This is a genomic window from uncultured Azonexus sp. (assembly GCF_937982035.1).
Classification (GTDB): Bacteria; Pseudomonadota; Gammaproteobacteria; order Burkholderiales; family Rhodocyclaceae; genus Azonexus.
Window position 1 is genome coordinate 199,876 of sequence record NZ_CALJNI010000008.1, and the last position, 16,327, is coordinate 216,202.

16 protein-coding genes are annotated in these 16,327 nt (G+C 66.0%); 15 read left to right on the forward strand and 1 reads right to left on the reverse strand.

Annotation, left to right across the window (positions count from 1 at the left end):
- Window positions 1-78: 78 nt before the first annotated feature.
- The 15 genes from can (at window position 79) to Q0799_RS07005 (ending at window position 15,108) form a co-directional block, all read left to right on the forward strand.
- Window positions 79-1,221, forward strand: a complete 1,143-nt coding sequence (gene can, locus Q0799_RS06935; protein WP_298396176.1) for a carbonate dehydratase — start codon at window positions 79-81, stop codon at window positions 1,219-1,221.
- 46 nt (window positions 1,222-1,267) lie between these two features.
- Window positions 1,268-2,458: an acetyl-CoA C-acyltransferase gene (locus Q0799_RS06940; protein WP_298396179.1), complete on the forward strand. Its 1,191-nt coding sequence runs from the start codon at window positions 1,268-1,270 to the stop codon at window positions 2,456-2,458.
- On the forward strand, window positions 2,459-3,373 hold the full coding sequence (locus Q0799_RS06945; protein ID WP_298396182.1) for a DMT family transporter: 915 nt from the start codon (window positions 2,459-2,461) through the stop codon (window positions 3,371-3,373).
- Window positions 3,370-4,506, forward strand: coding sequence for an acyl-CoA dehydrogenase (locus Q0799_RS06950; protein WP_281985567.1), 1,137 nt, complete (start codon window positions 3,370-3,372; stop codon window positions 4,504-4,506). The genes Q0799_RS06945 and Q0799_RS06950 overlap by 4 nt, the downstream gene beginning before the upstream one ends.
- Before the next feature lie 63 nt (window positions 4,507-4,569).
- The gene (locus Q0799_RS06955) at window positions 4,570-5,190 is read left to right on the forward strand and encodes a 2-hydroxychromene-2-carboxylate isomerase (RefSeq protein WP_298396189.1); all 621 of its coding nucleotides are present in this window, start codon (window positions 4,570-4,572) and stop codon (window positions 5,188-5,190) included.
- Window positions 5,191-5,207: 17 nt separating this feature from the next.
- On the forward strand, window positions 5,208-5,807 hold the full coding sequence (locus Q0799_RS06960; protein ID WP_298396192.1) for a TIGR00730 family Rossman fold protein: 600 nt from the start codon (window positions 5,208-5,210) through the stop codon (window positions 5,805-5,807).
- A gap of 54 nt (window positions 5,808-5,861) precedes the next feature.
- On the forward strand, window positions 5,862-7,469 hold the full coding sequence (locus tag Q0799_RS06965) for a carboxyl transferase domain-containing protein (protein WP_298396195.1): 1,608 nt from the start codon (window positions 5,862-5,864) through the stop codon (window positions 7,467-7,469).
- Window positions 7,470-7,478: 9 nt separating this feature from the next.
- Window positions 7,479-8,264, forward strand: a complete 786-nt coding sequence (locus tag Q0799_RS06970) for an enoyl-CoA hydratase/isomerase family protein (protein WP_298396198.1) — start codon at window positions 7,479-7,481, stop codon at window positions 8,262-8,264.
- A 4-nt stretch (window positions 8,265-8,268) separates the two neighbouring features.
- The gene (locus tag Q0799_RS06975; protein ID WP_298396201.1) at window positions 8,269-10,269 is read left to right on the forward strand and encodes an acetyl/propionyl/methylcrotonyl-CoA carboxylase subunit alpha; all 2,001 of its coding nucleotides are present in this window, start codon (window positions 8,269-8,271) and stop codon (window positions 10,267-10,269) included.
- Window positions 10,266-11,171 (forward strand): hydroxymethylglutaryl-CoA lyase, encoded by a 906-nt coding sequence (locus Q0799_RS06980; protein WP_298396468.1) that lies wholly within the window; start codon window positions 10,266-10,268, stop codon window positions 11,169-11,171. The genes Q0799_RS06975 and Q0799_RS06980 overlap by 4 nt, the downstream gene beginning before the upstream one ends.
- The gene (locus Q0799_RS06985) at window positions 11,168-12,154 is read left to right on the forward strand and encodes a hypothetical protein (protein WP_298396203.1); all 987 of its coding nucleotides are present in this window, start codon (window positions 11,168-11,170) and stop codon (window positions 12,152-12,154) included. Before Q0799_RS06980 ends, Q0799_RS06985 begins: the two co-directional genes overlap by 4 nt.
- Window positions 12,154-12,345, forward strand: coding sequence for a DUF1289 domain-containing protein (locus Q0799_RS06990; protein ID WP_298396206.1), 192 nt, complete (start codon window positions 12,154-12,156; stop codon window positions 12,343-12,345). Before Q0799_RS06985 ends, Q0799_RS06990 begins: the two co-directional genes overlap by 1 nt.
- Entirely contained in the window at window positions 12,342-12,524 is a 183-nt protein-coding gene (locus Q0799_RS06995; protein ID WP_298396209.1) for a DUF1289 domain-containing protein, read from the forward strand. The genes Q0799_RS06990 and Q0799_RS06995 overlap by 4 nt, the downstream gene beginning before the upstream one ends.
- Window positions 12,521-13,435: an MBL fold metallo-hydrolase gene (locus Q0799_RS07000; protein WP_298396212.1), complete on the forward strand. Its 915-nt coding sequence runs from the start codon at window positions 12,521-12,523 to the stop codon at window positions 13,433-13,435. The genes Q0799_RS06995 and Q0799_RS07000 overlap by 4 nt, the downstream gene beginning before the upstream one ends.
- A gap of 59 nt (window positions 13,436-13,494) precedes the next feature.
- Window positions 13,495-15,108, forward strand: a complete 1,614-nt coding sequence (locus Q0799_RS07005) for a methyl-accepting chemotaxis protein (protein WP_298396215.1) — start codon at window positions 13,495-13,497, stop codon at window positions 15,106-15,108.
- A 3-nt stretch (window positions 15,109-15,111) separates the two neighbouring features.
- On the opposite strand, the gene Q0799_RS07010 is transcribed toward Q0799_RS07005, so the two are convergent.
- Window positions 15,112-16,287, reverse strand: a complete 1,176-nt coding sequence (locus tag Q0799_RS07010; protein ID WP_281985591.1) for a M20 aminoacylase family protein — start codon at window positions 16,285-16,287, stop codon at window positions 15,112-15,114.
- Window positions 16,288-16,327: the final 40 nt, after the last annotated feature.

Genomic DNA, 16,327 nt, shown 5'->3' on the forward strand with positions numbered 1-16,327 from the left:
ATTGTCCCCGGCCACCCCGGGGACAACGTAAAAAATGCGAAGCGGTATCCCGCCTTCGCCTACCAGGAGCCACACAGCATGAAGATCACCCTGCGCACGCTTTCCGCCGCCGACACCGAGGCCATCGAACAGGTCCGCCAGTATTTCCGCAATTACGCGGCCTGGCTGGGCGTCGACCTCTGTTTCCAGAACTTCGACCAGGAAATGGCCTCGCTGCCCGGCGCCTACGCGGCGCCGGCAGGCCGGCTGTTCTTCGCCGAGGTCGACGGCCGACCGGCCGGCTGCGTCGGGGTGCGTCCGTTCTCCGAAGGCGTCTGCGAAATGAAGCGCCTTTACGTCGATCCCGAGCGACGCGGCCTCGGCGTCGGCCGGGCGCTGGCACTGGCAGCAATCAAGGCGGCCAAGGAAATCGGCTACAAGCGCCTGCTGCTCGACACCCTGCCGAACATGCGCATGGCGGTGAAGCTCTACCGCGAACTCGGCTTCAACGAAGTGCCGGCCTATTACCCGACGCCGGTCGAGAACACCATCTTTCTCGCCCTCGACCTCGATAACTGGTCGGAAGAGGAAAACTGCAACGAGAACCTCTGCCACCTGTTCGACTACAACCGCGCCTGGGCGCGCCAGATGCGCGAGATCGACCCGACCTACTTCGACAAGCTGGCGCAGTTGCAGAACCCGGAATTCCTCTGGATCGGCTGTTCCGACTCGCGCGTACCGGCCAACCAGATCGTCGGCCTGCTGCCGGGCGAGGTCTTCGTCCATCGCAACGTCGCCAACGTCGTCGTGCACACCGACCTCAACTGCCTGTCGGTGATCCAGTACGCGGTCGACGTGCTCAAGGTCAAACACATCATGGTCGTCGGCCACTACGGCTGCGGCGGCGTGCTTGCCGCCTTGAACCGCGCCCGCGTCGGCGTCGTCGACCTGTGGCTGCGCCATGTGCACGATGTGCACAACAAACACCTCGCCGCCGTCGATTCGCTGCCGCCGGAAAAGCGCCACGACCGTCTGTGCGAACTCAACGTCCTCGAACAGGTGGTCAACGTCTGCCACAACCCGGTCGTCCAGGACGCCTGGCAGCGCGGCCAGAAACTGACCGTGCACGGCTGGATCTACGGCCTCAAGGACGGTCACATGCACGACCTCGGCATCACCATCGACACCCCGACCGACCTGCCGACCCGCTACGAGGCGGCGTTGCTGGCACTCGACGCCTGAGCCCCCTTAACCCCATTCCCATAACAAACCGCAAGGAGAAAACAGCATGCAAGACCCGATCGTCATCGTTTCCGCCGCCCGTACCGCCATGGGCAGCTTCCAGGGCGGCTTCGCCGGCCTGACCGCCGCCAATCTCGGCGCCGAAGCCATCAAGGCCGCCGTCGCCCGCGCCGGCATTGACGCCAACCTGATCGAAGAAGTCCTGATGGGCTGCGTCCTCCAGGCCGGCCAGGGCCAGGCGCCGGCCCGTCAAGCCGCGCTGCAGGCCGGCCTGCCGCTGTCGGCCGGCTGCGCCACCATCCACAAGGTCTGCGGTTCGGCAATGAAGGCCACCATGCTCGGTCACGACGGCATCCTCGCCGGCTCCTACGGCGCCGCCGTGGTCGGCGGCATGGAGTCGATGACCAACGCCCCCTACCTGCTGCCCAAGGCACGCGGCGGCTACCGCCTCGGCCACGGCCAGTTGCTGGACCACATGTTCCTCGACGGCCTTGAGGATGCCTACGGCAAGGAGACCCGCGGCCGCCTGATGGGCACTTTTGCCGAAGAGTGTGCGGCCACTTACGGCTTCACCCGCGAAGCGCAGGATGCCTACGCCGTGCAATCGACGACCCGCGCCATCGAAGCCAGCAACAACGGTTCCTTCGACTGGGAAATCACGCCGGTCACCGTCGCCGGCCGTAAAGGCGATGTCGTCATCGACAAGGACGAAGGCCCGTTCGCAGTCAACGTGGACAAGATTCCGACCCTGAAGCCGGCGTTCAAGAAGGACGGCACGGTCACCGCCGCCAACTCTTCGTCGATTTCCGACGGCGCCGCCGCCATGGTGCTGATGCGCGAATCGCAGGCCGCCAAGCTGGGTCTGGCGCCGGTTGCCCGCATCGTCGCCCACACCACCCATGCCGGCGTGCCGGCACTGTTCCCGTCGGCCCCGGTCGGCGCCATGCAGAAGTTGTTCGCCAAGACCGGCTGGAGCGCCGACAGCGTCGACCTGTTCGAAGTCAATGAAGCCTTCGCCGTCGTCGCCATGGCCGCGCTGCACGACCTCAAGCTCGATCCGGCCAAGGTCAACGTGCATGGCGGCGCCTGCGCACTGGGTCACCCGATCGGCGCTTCCGGTGCCCGCATCGTCGTCACCCTGCTCGGCGCGCTGAAGAAGTACGGCAAGAAGCGCGGCGTCGCCTCGCTGTGCATCGGCGGTGGCGAAGCCACGGCCCTCGCGGTGGAAATGCTCTAAGTGCCGCAACAGGCCCGGACCCTGACCTACGCCAAGCTGGTGGCAGCAATGGCGATGTGGGGCGGCACCTGGATTGCCGGGCGGGTCATCGCCCAGGAACTCAGTGCGCCGCTCGCCGTCGCCTCGCTGCGCTTCGTCATTGCCGGCCTGGTGGTCGGCAGCGTCATGCTGATATCCGGTGGCGGCATCCCGCTGCCCCAGGGTCGGCAGGAATGGGCGCTGGTCTGGGCGCTGGGCTTTTTCGGCATCTTCCTTTACGGCCTGTGCTTCTTTTTCGGGCTGCAGCACATCCCGGCCGGACGCGGCGCGCTGGTCGTCGCGCTCAATCCGGTGGTCATCGTGCTGCTCGCCTGGCTGACCGGCAAGGAAGGCATGAACCCGCGCAAAGCGGTCGGCAGCATCATCGCGCTGGCCGGCTGCCTGACGGTGATCGGCAACGGCGATCCGCTGGCCCTGCTGCAAGGCGAGGTCGGCATCGGCGAATGGCTGATCATCGGCTGCGTGTTGAGCTGGACCGCCTACACCTTCATCGGCTGGCGCGCCACCGGCCGCTTCTCGGCGCTGGCGACCACGCTCTACGCCTGCCTGACCGGCGCCATCCTGCTCGGGCTGGCAGCGCTGGTGCAGGGCGACATCGATCCGGCCGCCTGGTCGTGGCGGGTGTGGACCGGCATGCTCTTCCTCGCCGTCTTCGGCACCGCCATCGCCTACACCTGGTTCACCGCCGCCGTGCAGCAACTCGGCGCCGGCCACGCCTCGGTTTTCATCAACCTGGTACCGGTCTTTGCCGTGCTGCAGGCCGCCGTCCTGCTCGACGAGCGCCTCGGCCTGCCGGTGCTTTTCGGCGGCCTGCTGGTGATTGCCGGCGTCTGGCTGACCACCCTACAAAAAACAACTCTGGAGAAAACAGCATGATTCTGACGCAAGAACAGGAAATGATCCGCGACACCATGCGCGCCTTCGCACAGGAGCGCCTCGCGCCCTTCGCCGCCGAATGGGACCGCAACCACACCTTCCCGGCCGACGCCCTGAAGGAACTCGGCGAGCTCGGCGCCATGGGCATGTGCGTGCCCGAGGAATGGGACGGCGCCGGCATGGATTACATGTCGCTGGTGCTGACGCTGGAAGAAATTGCCGCCGGCGACGGTGCCACCTCAACCATCGTTTCGGTGCAGAACTCGCTGGCCTGCGGCATCACGCAGAAGTACGGCACCGACGCGCAGAAGGAAGAATGGCTGAAGCCGCTCGCCCGCGGCGAAAAACTCGGCTGCTTCTGCCTGACCGAACCGCACACCGGCTCCGACGCCGCCGCCATCACCACCCGCGCCGACAAGGATGGCGACCATTTCGTGTTGAACGGCGTCAAGCAGTTCATCACCACCGGCAAGCACGCCCACATGGCCATCGTCTTCGCGGTGACCGACAAGGCCGCCGGCAAGAAGGGCATTTCCTGCTTCCTGATCCCATGCAATACCCCGGGTTTCATCGTTGGCCGCACCGAAGACAAGATGGGCCAGCACGCGTCCGACACCGTGCAGATCATCCTGGAAAACTGCCGCGTGCCGGCCTCGGCGCTGCTCGGCAAGGAAGGCGAAGGCTACAAGATCGCCCTCTCCAACCTCGAAGCCGGCCGCATCGGCATCGCTGCCCAGAGCATCGGCATGGCGCGCGCCGCGTTCGAAGCGGCTGTGCGTTACGCCAAGGAGCGCGTCACCTTCGGCCAGCCGATCATTGAGCACCAGGCGGTCAACTTCAAGCTGGCCGACATGAACACCCTGCTCGACGCCGCCCGCCTGATGGTCTGGCGCGCCGCCCAGTTGAAGGACGCCGGCAAGCCCTGCCTCAAGGAAGCGTCGATGGCCAAGATGTTCGCCTCCGAAGCCGCCGAGAAGATCGCTTCCGACGCCATCCAGATCCACGGCGGCGTCGGCTACACCAGCGATTTCCCGGTCGAGCGCATCTACCGTGACGTACGCATCTGCCAGATCTACGAAGGCGCCAACGACATCCAGCGACTGGTGATCGGTCGTTCGATCGCTGCCGAGTAAGCCAACCCGCGGTCGACCGGACAGAGAATTCCGGCGACCGCCCCCAACCCCGAGGAGACAAAAATGAGCGAAACCACCGACAAGAACCCGATCGATTTCTGGTTCGATTTTTCCAGCCCCTACGGCTACCTGATGGCCGAGAAGATCGACGATGTCGCCGCCCGCTTCGGTCGCAAGGTGCGCTGGCACCCGATCCTGCTCGGCGTCATCTTCCAGGCCACCGGCTCGCGGCCGCCTGCCGACGGCAGCAGCGCCAGGGCCAGATACGTCTATCGCGATTTCCATCGCTCCGCCCGCCACATGGGGGTTCCCTACAATCCGCCGAGCCGCTTCCCGCTGCCGACGCAGAACGCAGCCCGCGCCTACTACTGGCTGCACGGTCAGGATTGCGCACTGGCCCGCCAGTTCGCCCATGCCGTCTATCGCGGCTTTTTCGTCGACGACCTCGACATTTCCTCGCCCGACACCGTGCTCGACATTGCCGGAAAACTGGGTGTCGACCGTGAAACCCTGGCCGCCGCGCTGCAAAGCCCGGAAATCAAGGCCCGGCTCAAGGACGAATGCGAGCAGGCGCTGGCGACCGGCGTCTTCGGCTCACCGCACGTGATCATCGACGGCGAACACTTCTTCGGCGCCGACCGCCTGCCGCAGATCGAGCACTGGCTGGAAAGCGGCGGTTTCTGAATCAAGCCAAGAGAAACATGAAAAGAATCTGCGTCTTCTGCGGCTCGAACGCCGGCAGCCAAGCAATCTACCGCGCCGAAGCCGAAAAGCTCGGGCGACTGCTCGCCGCGCGTGGCATCGAACTGGTCTATGGTGCCGGCAACATCGGCCTCATGGGCGCCGTCGCCGATGCCTGCCTGGAAGCCGGCGGCACGGTCATCGGCATCATTCCGGAAGCGCTGGTGGGCAAGGAAGTCGCCGGTCGTGCCGTCGATCACCGGGCGCTGACCCGGCTCGAAGTCGTCGATTCCATGCACACCCGTAAAGCACGCATGGCCGAGTTGTCCGACGGGTTCGTCGCACTGCCCGGCGGCTTCGGCACCTTCGAGGAATTTTGCGAAATCCTCACCTGGGGGCAACTCGGGTTCCACGTGAAACCGATGGGCCTGCTCAACGTGAATGGTTTTTACGACCCGCTGCTGGCGATGTTCGACCGCGCCGTCAGCGACGGCTTCCTGCGCCCGCAGAACCGGGCGATGGCACTGGCCGACACCGATATCGAAAGATTGCTGGCGACGATGGCCGATTACCGGCCTGAACCGGTCAGCAAATGGCTCAAGGAGGAAAGGCAGTTGTAGGGCCTTCCATTTTTCCGTTTTCAGGTAACGCACACACAAAAGAAGCGAGGAGACATGACCATCCTGAAATCCCAATTAAACCCGCGTTCGGCCGACTTCCAGGCCAACGCGGCGGCCATGCAGGCGGTCGTTGCCGACCTGCATGAAAAGGTCGAGAAGATCGCTCTCGGCGGCCCGGAAGCGGCCCGCCAGAAGCACCTGGCACGCGGCAAGCTGCTGCCGCGCGAGCGGGTCAGCGCCCTGCTCGATCCGGGCACGCCCTTCCTCGAGATCGGCCAGTTTGCGGCCTACGGCATGTACGGCGGCGACGTGCCGGCAGCGTCGGTAATCGCCGGCATCGGCCGCGTCGAGGGCGTCGAATGCATGATCGTCGCCAACGACGCGACGGTGAAGGGCGGCACCTATTACCCGCTGACCGTCAAGAAGCACCTGCGCGCCCAGGAAATCGCGCTGGAAAACCGCCTGCCGTGCATCTATCTCGTGGACTCCGGCGGCGCCTTCCTGCCCATGCAGGACGAGGTCTTCCCGGACAAGGAACACTTCGGCCGCATCTTCTTCAACCAGGCCAACCTGTCGGCCCAGGGCATCCCGCAGATCGCCGCGGTCATGGGTTCGTGCACGGCCGGCGGCGCCTACGTGCCGGCGATGTGCGACGAGTCGATCATCGTCCGTGATCAGGGCACGATCTTTCTCGGCGGTCCGCCGCTGGTCAAGGCGGCGACCGGCGAGGTCGTCACCGCCGAAGACCTCGGCGGGGCCGACGTGCATACGCGCATCTCCGGCGTCGCCGACCACCTGGCCGAGAACGACGCGCACGCGCTGGCCATCGCCCGGCGCATCGTCCGCGACCTGAACTGGAAAAAGACGCCGCCGGTCACCCTGACCGCCCCGAGCGCCCCGCTGTTCAGCCCGGAAGAGCTCTACGGCGTCATTCCGACCGACACCAAAAAGCCTTTCGACGTGCGCGAGATCATCGCCCGCATCGTCGATGGCTCCGACTTCGACGAGTTCAAGGCGCGCTACGGCACGACGCTGGTCTGCGGCTTCGCCCGCATCTTCGGCTATCCGGTCGGCATCGTCGCCAACAACGGCATCCTGTTCAGCGAATCGGCGCTCAAGGGCGCGCATTTCATCGAACTCTGCGCCCAGCGCGGCATCCCGCTCGTCTTCCTGCAGAACATCACCGGCTTCATGGTCGGCCGCAAATACGAGAACGGCGGCATCGCCCGCGACGGCGCCAAGATGGTGACCGCCGTCGCCACCGCCAAGGTGCCGAAATTCACCGTCGTCATCGGCGGCTCGTTCGGCGCCGGCAACTACGGCATGTGCGGTCGCGCCTACAGCCCGCGTTTCCTGTGGATGTGGCCGAACGCGCGCATCTCGGTGATGGGCGGCGAACAGGCCGCCGGCGTGCTGGCCACGGTCAAGCGCGACGGCATCGAAGCCAAGGGCGGCAACTGGTCGCCAGCAGAGGAAGAAGCCTTCAAGGCGCCGATCCGCGAGCAGTACGAGACGCAGGGACACCCCTACTACGCGTCGGCGCGGCTGTGGGACGACGGCATCATCGATCCGGCCGATACACGGCGCGTGCTCGGCCTGGGACTGTCGGCGGCGATGAATGCGCCGGCGCAGGAAACGAAGTTCGGCATTTTCCGGATGTAAGGAGCCACCATGTTTACTTCCCTGGAAATCGAACTCGCCGGCCCGGTCGCCACGATCTGGATGAACCGGCCCGACCTGCATAACGCCTTCGACGAAACCCTGATCGCCGAACTGACCGCCGCCTGCATCGCCCTCGACGGGGATGCCGATGTGCGCGTCGTCGTCCTCGGCGGGCGCGGCAAGAGTTTCTCGGCCGGTGCCGACCTCAACTGGATGCGCCGTGCCGCCAACAACGGCATCGATGAGAACCTCAACGACGCCCGTGCCCTGGCCGGCATGCTGCGCACCCTGGCCGAAATGAAGAAGCCGACCATCGCCCGCGTGCAGGGCGCCGCGCTCGGCGGCGGCATGGGCCTGGCATCGGCCTGCGACATCGCCGTCGCCTCGACCAAGGCCGTGTTCGCCACTTCCGAGGTCAAGTTCGGCATCATCCCCTCGGCGATTTCGCCCTACGTGCTGCGCGCCATCGGCGCCCGCCAGGCGACGCGCTACTTCCAGACCGCCGAGCGCATCGATGCCGCCCGCGCCCGCGAAATCGGGCTGGTGCATGAGGTCGCCGAACCGGAGGCACTGGATGCCAAAGTCGCCGAGATCGTCGCCGCCCTGCTCGCCGGCGGCCCCAACGCGCAGGCCGCCGCCAAGGACCTGATTCGCGCCGTCGATCACCAGCCGGTCAACCACACCCTGGTCGAGGAAACCGCCCACCGCATCGCCCATCTGCGGGCGACGCCGGAGGCGCGCGAGGGTATTGCCGCCTTCCTCGAAAAACGTTCGCCCAACTGGATGGAGGCGTAAAACGATGTTCACCAAGATTCTGATTGCCAATCGCGGCGAGATCGCTTGCCGGGTAATAAAAACCGCCCGCCGCATGGGCATCCGTACCGTCGCCGTCTATTCCGAAGCCGACGCCAACGCCCGTCACGTGCGTCTGGCCGACGAGGCCGTGCTGCTCGGCCCGGCGGCGGCGCGCGAGTCCTATCTGGTCGCCGACAAGATCATCGAGGCCTGCCAGCGCACCGGCGCCCAGGCCGTGCATCCGGGCTACGGTTTCCTGTCCGAGAACGAGGACTTCGCCGAAGCGCTGACGGCGGCCGGCCTCGTCTTCATCGGTCCGCCTGCTTCGGCGATCCGTGCCATGGGCTCGAAGTCGGAAGCCAAGAAGCTGATGGGCACAGCCAAGGTGCCGCTGACGCCGGGCTACCACGGCGACGACCAGCGCCCGACGCTGCTGCACGCCGAGGCCGAGAAGATCGGCTACCCGGTGCTGATCAAGGCGGCGGCCGGCGGTGGCGGCAAGGGCATGCGCCTGGTCGAGAAATCCGAGGACTTCCCCGACGCGCTGGCGTCGTGCAAGCGCGAAGCGCTGTCGAGCTTCGGCGACGACCATGTGTTGATCGAGAAATACATCACCAAGCCGCGCCACGTCGAAATCCAGGTCTTCGCCGACACGCTGGGCAACTGCGTCTATCTGTTCGAGCGCGACTGTTCGGTGCAGCGCCGCCACCAGAAGGTGCTCGAAGAAGCCCCGGCGCCAGGCATGACCGAGGCGCGCCGCCGCGAGATGGGCGAGGCAGCGGTCGCTGCGGCCAAGGCCGTCGGCTACGTCGGCGCCGGCACCGTCGAATTCATCGCCAACCAGGACGGCAGCTTCTTCTTCATGGAGATGAACACCCGTCTGCAGGTCGAACACCCGGTGACCGAGATGATCACCGGCCAGGACCTGGTCGAATGGCAATTGCGCGTCGCCGCCGGCCAGCCGCTGCCGCTCCGTCAGGAACAGCTGGAAATCCGTGGCCACGCGCTGGAAGCGCGCATCTATGCCGAGGACGCGAACAAGGGTTTCCTGCCTGCCACCGGCAAGCTGGTGCGCCTGGTGCCGCCGGCCGAATCGATCAACGTCCGCGTCGATACCGGCGTCGAGGAAGGCGACGAAATCACGCCCTTCTACGACCCGATGATCGCCAAGCTGATCGTCTGGGACGAAACCCGCGACGGTGCCCTGGCGCGCATGCGGAAGGCGCTGGCCGATTACCGCGTCGCCGGCCTGACCACCAACATCGACTTCCTCTCCCGCCTGGTCGCCTGCCCCGCCTTCGCCAAGGCCGATCTGGACACCGGCCTGATCGAACGACAGAAGGATTTCCTCTTCCCCGCCGCCCAGCCGGTGCCGCGCGACGCGCTGCTGGTCGCCACGGTCGGCGAACTCCTCTGGGAACAGCACGCCGCCAAACAGGCCGCGCAGCACAGCGGTGACCCGTTCTCGCCCTGGCACGCGCGCGACGGCTGGCGCATGAACCTGTCGGCGGCTCGCACGATCAGTTTCATGGACGGGGAGACGCTGGTCGAAGCCCGCGTGCGCTATCTCGGCGAACGCTGGGAAATCTCGCTCGGCGGCGAAACGACCGTGGCCAGCGGCAGGAAGCTGGAAGGCGACCGCTTCGCCGTCGAACTCGACGACCGCCGGCTGATCGCCAGCGTCGTCGCCGTCGACGACAAGCGCACAGTGTTTTTGCAAGGGAGCACGTACTCACTCCTGCGCGATGACCCGCTGCACCGCGTCGATGCCGGCGACAGCCACGGCGGCGGCCTGACCGCGCCAATGCCCGGCAAGGTCGTCGCCCTGCTCGCCCAGCCCGGCCAGAAGGTGGAAAAAGGCACACCGCTGCTGATCCTCGAAGCGATGAAGATGGAACACACCATCACCGCCCCCGCCGCCGGCACGCTCAAGGCCTTCTGCTACGCCGCCGGCGAACAGGTGACCGACGGCGCGGCGCTGGTCGAGTTCGAAGGAGACGCCTGATGCTGCCAGGCAAGGTCAAGATCGTCGAAGTCGGCCCGCGCGACGGGCTGCAGAACGAAAAGCAGGTCGTCCCGAGTGAAACCAAGATCGAACTGATCGAACGCCTGGCCGATGCCGGGCTGCCGGTGATCGAGGCGACTTCCTTCGTGTCGCCCAAATGGGTACCGCAGATGGGCGACAACGCTGCCGTGCTGGCCGGCATCAAGCGCCGGCCGGGTGTGACCTACGCCGCGCTGACGCCGAACCTGCAGGGCTTCGACGGCGCCGTCGCGGCGCGCGCGGATGAGGTGGCGATTTTCGGCGCCGCCTCGGAAGCCTTCTCGCAGAAGAACATCAACTGTTCGATTGCGGAGAGCCTGAAGCGCTTCGAGCCGGTGGTTTCAGCCGCTTCGGCGCTGGAAATCCCGGTGCGCGGCTACGTGTCCTGTGTCGTCGGCTGCCCGTATTCGGGCGAGGTGGCGCCGGAGAAGGCGGCCGAGATTGCCGGCATCCTCTACGGCATGGGCTGCTACGAGGTCTCGCTCGGCGACACGATCGGCGTCGGCAATCCCCGCTCGATTGCCCGGATGATCGAAGCCTGCGCCCGCGTCGTCCCGATCGAAAAGCTCGCCGGGCATTATCACGACACCTACGGCATGGCGATTGCCAACATTTACGCGTCCCTGATGCAGGGCATGGCGGTTTTCGACGCCTCGGTCGCCGGCCTCGGCGGCTGTCCCTATGCGAAAGGCGCCTCCGGCAACGTCGCCACAGAGGACGTGGTCTACCTGCTCAATGGATTAGGCATTGAAACCGGCATCGATCTGGCTAAACTGGCGGCTACCGGCGACTGGATTTCCCGCGCCCTCAACCGACCGAACGGCGCCCGCGCCGGCCGGGCCTTGTGTACTGCCGACGAGTGAGCTTTCTCAGCGCCATCACCGATCTCCTGAAACCGGCCGCACCACCCGACCCCGCGGTGGCGGCCGCGCTCGACCGGGTGATCGGGATGGTGGACCCGCTGGTCCGCGCGGCGCCCCGGCTGGACAAACATCTGCTGGGCGCCGTCGAACACGCGCTGGGCTACTGCCAGGGACTGGTCGCCGCACTGCCCGGCCCGATCCAGATCAACCGCCAGGCTTTCGGCCGCGATGCGCTGGTCCATGCGCTGTTCGCCACCGCCAACGACATCGACGACATGCTCGGGCGCAGCCAGGCGGTCCGCGATTTTCTCGAGAAGCCGGAATGCTGGCGCAGCGACTGCTTCTGCGCGATGCTGGCGGCACGTCGCCAGCAGAAGAAGCATTTCGGCATGGCCCAGCAGGGCAACATCATCCGCGCCGACGTGCCGCAGGAAGTCCTCTATTTCTCGGACCAGACACTGATCGAACCCTGCTGCGACCTGGAAATGACACGTTCGCGGCTGCAAGCGCGGGCACTGGAAAGCCTGCTGCAGACCTTCAACGCCCATGTCGAGGCCCTGCGCCGCGAACGCCAGGGCCTGCGCGCCGACCTGTCGGCGGAGCACGCCCAGCTGGCGGCCTGGCAGCAAGCCCACCCGTTTGCCGAACACGAGCAACATACCCGGCATCTGGTCGAACTGGACATGCAATTGCGCCGGGACGACGAGGCGCTGATGCCGGAAAACCTGGTCGAATTGCTCGCCGATTTCCTGCGCCACCCGGAAAGCGCACTCAGCTTGACCCCGGTCAGCATCCGCATCGACCGCCTGGGCATCGTGCACGACGCCAACGCCGACGACGATGCGCAGACCATCAGTTTCCCGGAACTTTCCAGCCGCGACCGGCGTCAGCATCTGGCGACCCTCGTTCGCGTCTCGCGCGACGAAGCCAGGGCAGCCGTCGAGAGATCCCGCAACAACCAGCAGCGCTACATCATCATCTAATGAGCACGCCCCCCGCCTCCCCCTGCATCAACGTCTGCCGCATGGACCCGCACAGCGGACTGTGCATCGGCTGCCTGCGCACCATTGAAGAAATCGCCGGCTGGGCCGCTTTCGACAACGCAACCCGGCTGACGGTCCTCGAACGGGTCGCCGAACGCCGGCAGGCGCCCGCCGCTGCAGGAAAGCCATGAACGAGGCAAACGAACCCCGTTACCAGTGCGTCGGCATCTGCATGACCGACCCGGATTCCGGCTACTGCCTCGGCTGCGGGCGCCCACCGGAAAGCGTTCCGGACGTCGTGGTCGAACTCCAGCCGGTCGTGGTCGCCACCCAGCCGAGCGGCTTGACCGACCCGGATACGCCAGCGTGACGCTCCGGCTTCCGGACAGCCTGCAGGTTCTCGAACGCGGCTGGCTGTCGGCCAACAACGTCCTGTGCATCGATCACGACCGGGCCACGCTGATCGACAGCGGCTACGTCACCCATGCCGAACAAACCCTGGCCCTGGTCCGGCAGGCGCTGGACGGACGGCAACTGACGCGGCTGGTGAACACCCACTCGCATTCCGACCATATCGGCGGTAACGCCGCGCTGAAAACGGCATTCGATTGCGAAATCGTGGTTCCGGCCGGCATGCAGGCGACCATCGCCGAATGGGACGAAGCCGCCCTGCTGCTGTCGCCGCTCGGCCAGCAGGCCGCGATCTTCCGCCACGACGCGCTGATCCACGCCGGCGACGAACTCGAACTCGGCGGCCTCAACTGGGGGGCCATCGCCGTTCCCGGACACGACATGGATGCGCTGGCTTACTACAACCCCGAACGGCGCATCCTGATTTCCGGCGATGCGCTCTGGGAAAACGGCTTCGGCGTGGTCTTCCCGGAATTGCTCGGCACCGCCGACGGACTGGCGGCCACGCGGGCAACGCTGGAAGCGCTGTCGCGGCTGGCGATCGACATCGTCATCCCCGGCCACGGCGCCCCGTTTGCCGATGCGGCCGGCGCCCTGCAACGCGCTTTCGGCCGACTCGACCATTTCAGCGCCAATATCGACAAGCTCGCCTGGCATGCCATCAAGGTGATCACCACCTTCGCCCTGATGGAACGGCAGCCCATGCCGGCCAGGGACTTTGCCGCCTTCGTCGCCAGCCTGCCCATCGTCATCGATCTGAACCAGCGTTACCTGGCCATTGCCGATGACGAACTGTCGGCGAGGCTGCAGCAGGAACTGCTGCAAGCCGGCGCCATCCGCCGCATCGACGAGATGCTGGCCAGCCGCTGACAAAAAAAACGACAGCCGATTACAATGAAACCCTTATAGAACAATAAGGGGGGAATTCAATGAGCTTTCGTAACCGATTGATGCTGGGCATGGCCCTGATCATCGCCGCCTTCGTCGCGGCCATCGTCGTCGCCTACAGTGGCCTGCGTGCCACCTCGAGCAGCTTTGGCGACTTTCTCGACGGCACCGGGGCACTGCGCCAGGATTACAGCGAAATGTACGCCCAGGGGCTACAGATGGGCCAGGCGCTACGCAACATCACGCTCGACCCGGAAAACCCGCGGGCCTACAAGAACCTCGAAAAAGCGCGCGAGGATTTCGCCGCCGCCCGGCAATCGGCATTGGCCAGCGCCAAAGCCGTAGACGGCTTCAGCGCCTCGCTGGCCGCGCTGGAAGCCCTGGCCGCCGAACAGTCGGAAGCCCAGAAACTGGTCATGGCGGCGCTCAAGGCCGGCAACGTCGAGGAAGCCAAGACGCTGATCAACAGCAAGGAAACTCCAGCCTGGCGCAAGCTCAAGCAGGCGCTGCTCGACGATCTTGAAGTCCTCAAGCAGAAGACCCAGGAAGAACGCAGCCGGGTCGCGGCCGCCGCAGAAAATCGCCAGATGATCACCCTCGCGCTGACCGCCCTCGCCATCCTGATCGGCGCCGTCAGCGTCTTTTCCACGCTCGCGTACGTCCGTCGCGAGCTTGGCGGCGAGCCGGCCTACGCCCGCGAAGTCGCCAGCACCGTGGCCACCGGCGACCTCAGCCAGACCATCCATGTCGATGCCGAGCAGCAGAACAGCCTGCTCGCCGCGCTGGCCCGCATGCAGTCGCAACTGCGGCAACTGGTCGGCACCCTGGCCGAACATGCGCGCGATGTCGAGCGCAGTGCCGGCCAGGTCGGCAAGGCCACCCAGCAGGTTGCCGAAGGCAGCCGGCAGCAACTGAACTACGCCCAGGACATGGTCGACAATGTGCACCAGCTCGCCGCCGGGCTGGGCAGCGTCATGCAGGCCGTCGGCGAAGCCGAGCGCATCGTCGGCGAGTCCAGCGAGACTTCCGGCAGCGGTGCCGAGCTGGCCAGCCGTGCGGCGGCCGAAACCGAGGCCATGGCAGGCTCGGTCAAGGCAACGGCGGCCCATATCCAGGATCTGGGCGCGCAGTCGGCGAAGATCAGTTCCATTCTCGGCGTCATTTCCGACATTGCCAGCCAGACCAACCTGCTCGCCCTCAACGCCGCCATCGAAGCAGCACGTGCCGGCGAACAGGGCCGCGGTTTTGCGGTGGTTGCCGACGAAGTGCGCAAGCTGGCCGAACGGACCGCGCAATCGACGGCCGAAATCTCGGCCATGGTCGAGAGCATCCAGTCCGGTACCCAGCGCGCGGTGCAGGGCATGGAATCCGGCCTGCTGCAGGTCGGTGAAAGCGTCGAGTTGTCGAACCAGTCACGCGAAGCCTTCGACCGGATGAACGCCGGTTCGCAGGAGGTCAATGCCGTGGTTCGCCGGATCGCCCAGGCCGTCACCGTCGAGAACGAAAACGAGCGGCTGATCGAATCGCACGTCGAGCAGGTGCGCAACCTGATCGCGCAAAACGATCAGGCACTGAACGATGTCGTCGACAACGCTGCCCGCCTGAACGCCGTTTCGCGGGCGCTCAACGAATCGATTTCCCGCTTCCGGCTGTAAGCCTCAGCTTTTCGGCAGGGCGCGCCGGACCAGGTGCGCCCAGTAGGCAACGCCCAGTTTCAACAGTTCATCGTTGAAGTCGTAATGCGGGTTGTGCAGGGTGCAACCGCCCGTCCCCGGGCCGTTGCCCAGCCACACGTAGCAGCCCGGTTTTTCCTTGAGCATGTAGGCGAAGTCCTCGGCGCCCATCGACGGCAGGGTGTCGCGCAAGACCTTGTCCTCGCCGAACACCTCGGCCGCCACCTGCTGACAGAAGCGGGCCTCGGCTGGGCTGTTGACTGTCGGCGGATAGCGATGGTCGAAACGCACGCTGATCTGCGCCCCGTTGGCCGAGGCGATACCGCTGCACAGGCGTTCGATGGCACGCTCGACGGCCTCCTGGACTTCGGGCTTGAAGGTGCGGATGGTGCCGCGCATCACCACTTCTTCCGGGATGATGTTCCAGGCCTCGCCGGCATGGAACTGGGTGACGCTGACCACGGCGGCGTCGCAGGGATGCAGCGTGCGGCTGACCACGGTCTGCAGCGCCTGCACCAGTTGCGAACCGGTGACGATGGCGTCGATGCCCTGGTGCGGCATCGCCGCGTGGCAGCCGTGACCGCGCACATGAATCTCGAATCCGCAGGTCCCGGCCATCACCGGCCCCGGCATCGCCATCATCTCGCCGACCGGGATTCCCGGCCAGTTGTGCAGGCCGAACACCGCCTCGACCGGGAACTGCTCGAACAGACCGTCCTCGATCATGACCGCCGCGCCGCCCTCGGATTCCTCGGCCGGCTGGAAGATGAAGACGACGGTGCCATCGAAATCGGGATGACTCGCCAGGTAACGGGCCGCCCCGAGCAGCATTGCGGTATGGCCGTCGTGGCCGCAGGCGTGCATCTTTCCCGGGTGCTTGGAGTGATGCGGGAATTCGTTCATCTCGGCCAGCGGCAGGGCGTCCATGTCGGCGCGCAGGCCGATCATCCGCGACGAGTTGCCGGCCTTGAGCACACCGACCACGCCGGTACGGGCCAGGCCGCGATGCACCGCCAGGCCGTAGCGCTCAAGCTCGCGGGCGACGATGTCGGCGGTACGGTATTCGTCGAAAGCCAGTTCCGGATGCGCATGGATATCGCGGCGCAGGGCCGTCAGTTCGGCGAGGAAAGGCAAATCGGGAAGGGGGATGGTGGGGGTCATGCCTGTCTCCTTTTTTTCCTATTATGCCGCGGCTTGCCGG

Bases quoted from the DNA above. Each gene is read 5' to 3' on its own strand.
- Q0799_RS06990 (WP_298396206.1), top strand. From the start codon at position 12,154: ATGAGCACGCCCCCCGCCTCCCCCTGCATCAACGTCTGCCGCATGGAC.
- Q0799_RS06965 (WP_298396195.1), top strand. From the start codon at position 5,862: ATGACCATCCTGAAATCCCAATTAAACCCGCGTTCGGCCGACTTCCAG.
- Q0799_RS06955 (WP_298396189.1), top strand. From the start codon at position 4,570: ATGAGCGAAACCACCGACAAGAACCCGATCGATTTCTGGTTCGATTTT.
- Q0799_RS06975 (WP_298396201.1), top strand. From the start codon at position 8,269: ATGTTCACCAAGATTCTGATTGCCAATCGCGGCGAGATCGCTTGCCGG.
- Q0799_RS07005 (WP_298396215.1), top strand. From the start codon at position 13,495: ATGAGCTTTCGTAACCGATTGATGCTGGGCATGGCCCTGATCATCGCC.
- can (WP_298396176.1), top strand. From the start codon at position 79: ATGAAGATCACCCTGCGCACGCTTTCCGCCGCCGACACCGAGGCCATC.
- Q0799_RS06940 (WP_298396179.1), top strand. From the start codon at position 1,268: ATGCAAGACCCGATCGTCATCGTTTCCGCCGCCCGTACCGCCATGGGC.
- Q0799_RS06960 (WP_298396192.1), top strand. From the start codon at position 5,208: ATGAAAAGAATCTGCGTCTTCTGCGGCTCGAACGCCGGCAGCCAAGCA.
- Q0799_RS06950 (WP_281985567.1), top strand. From the start codon at position 3,370: ATGATTCTGACGCAAGAACAGGAAATGATCCGCGACACCATGCGCGCC.
- Q0799_RS07010 (WP_281985591.1), bottom strand. From the start codon at position 16,287: ATGACCCCCACCATCCCCCTTCCCGATTTGCCTTTCCTCGCCGAACTG.
- Q0799_RS06995 (WP_298396209.1), top strand. From the start codon at position 12,342: ATGAACGAGGCAAACGAACCCCGTTACCAGTGCGTCGGCATCTGCATG.
- Q0799_RS06970 (WP_298396198.1), top strand. From the start codon at position 7,479: ATGTTTACTTCCCTGGAAATCGAACTCGCCGGCCCGGTCGCCACGATC.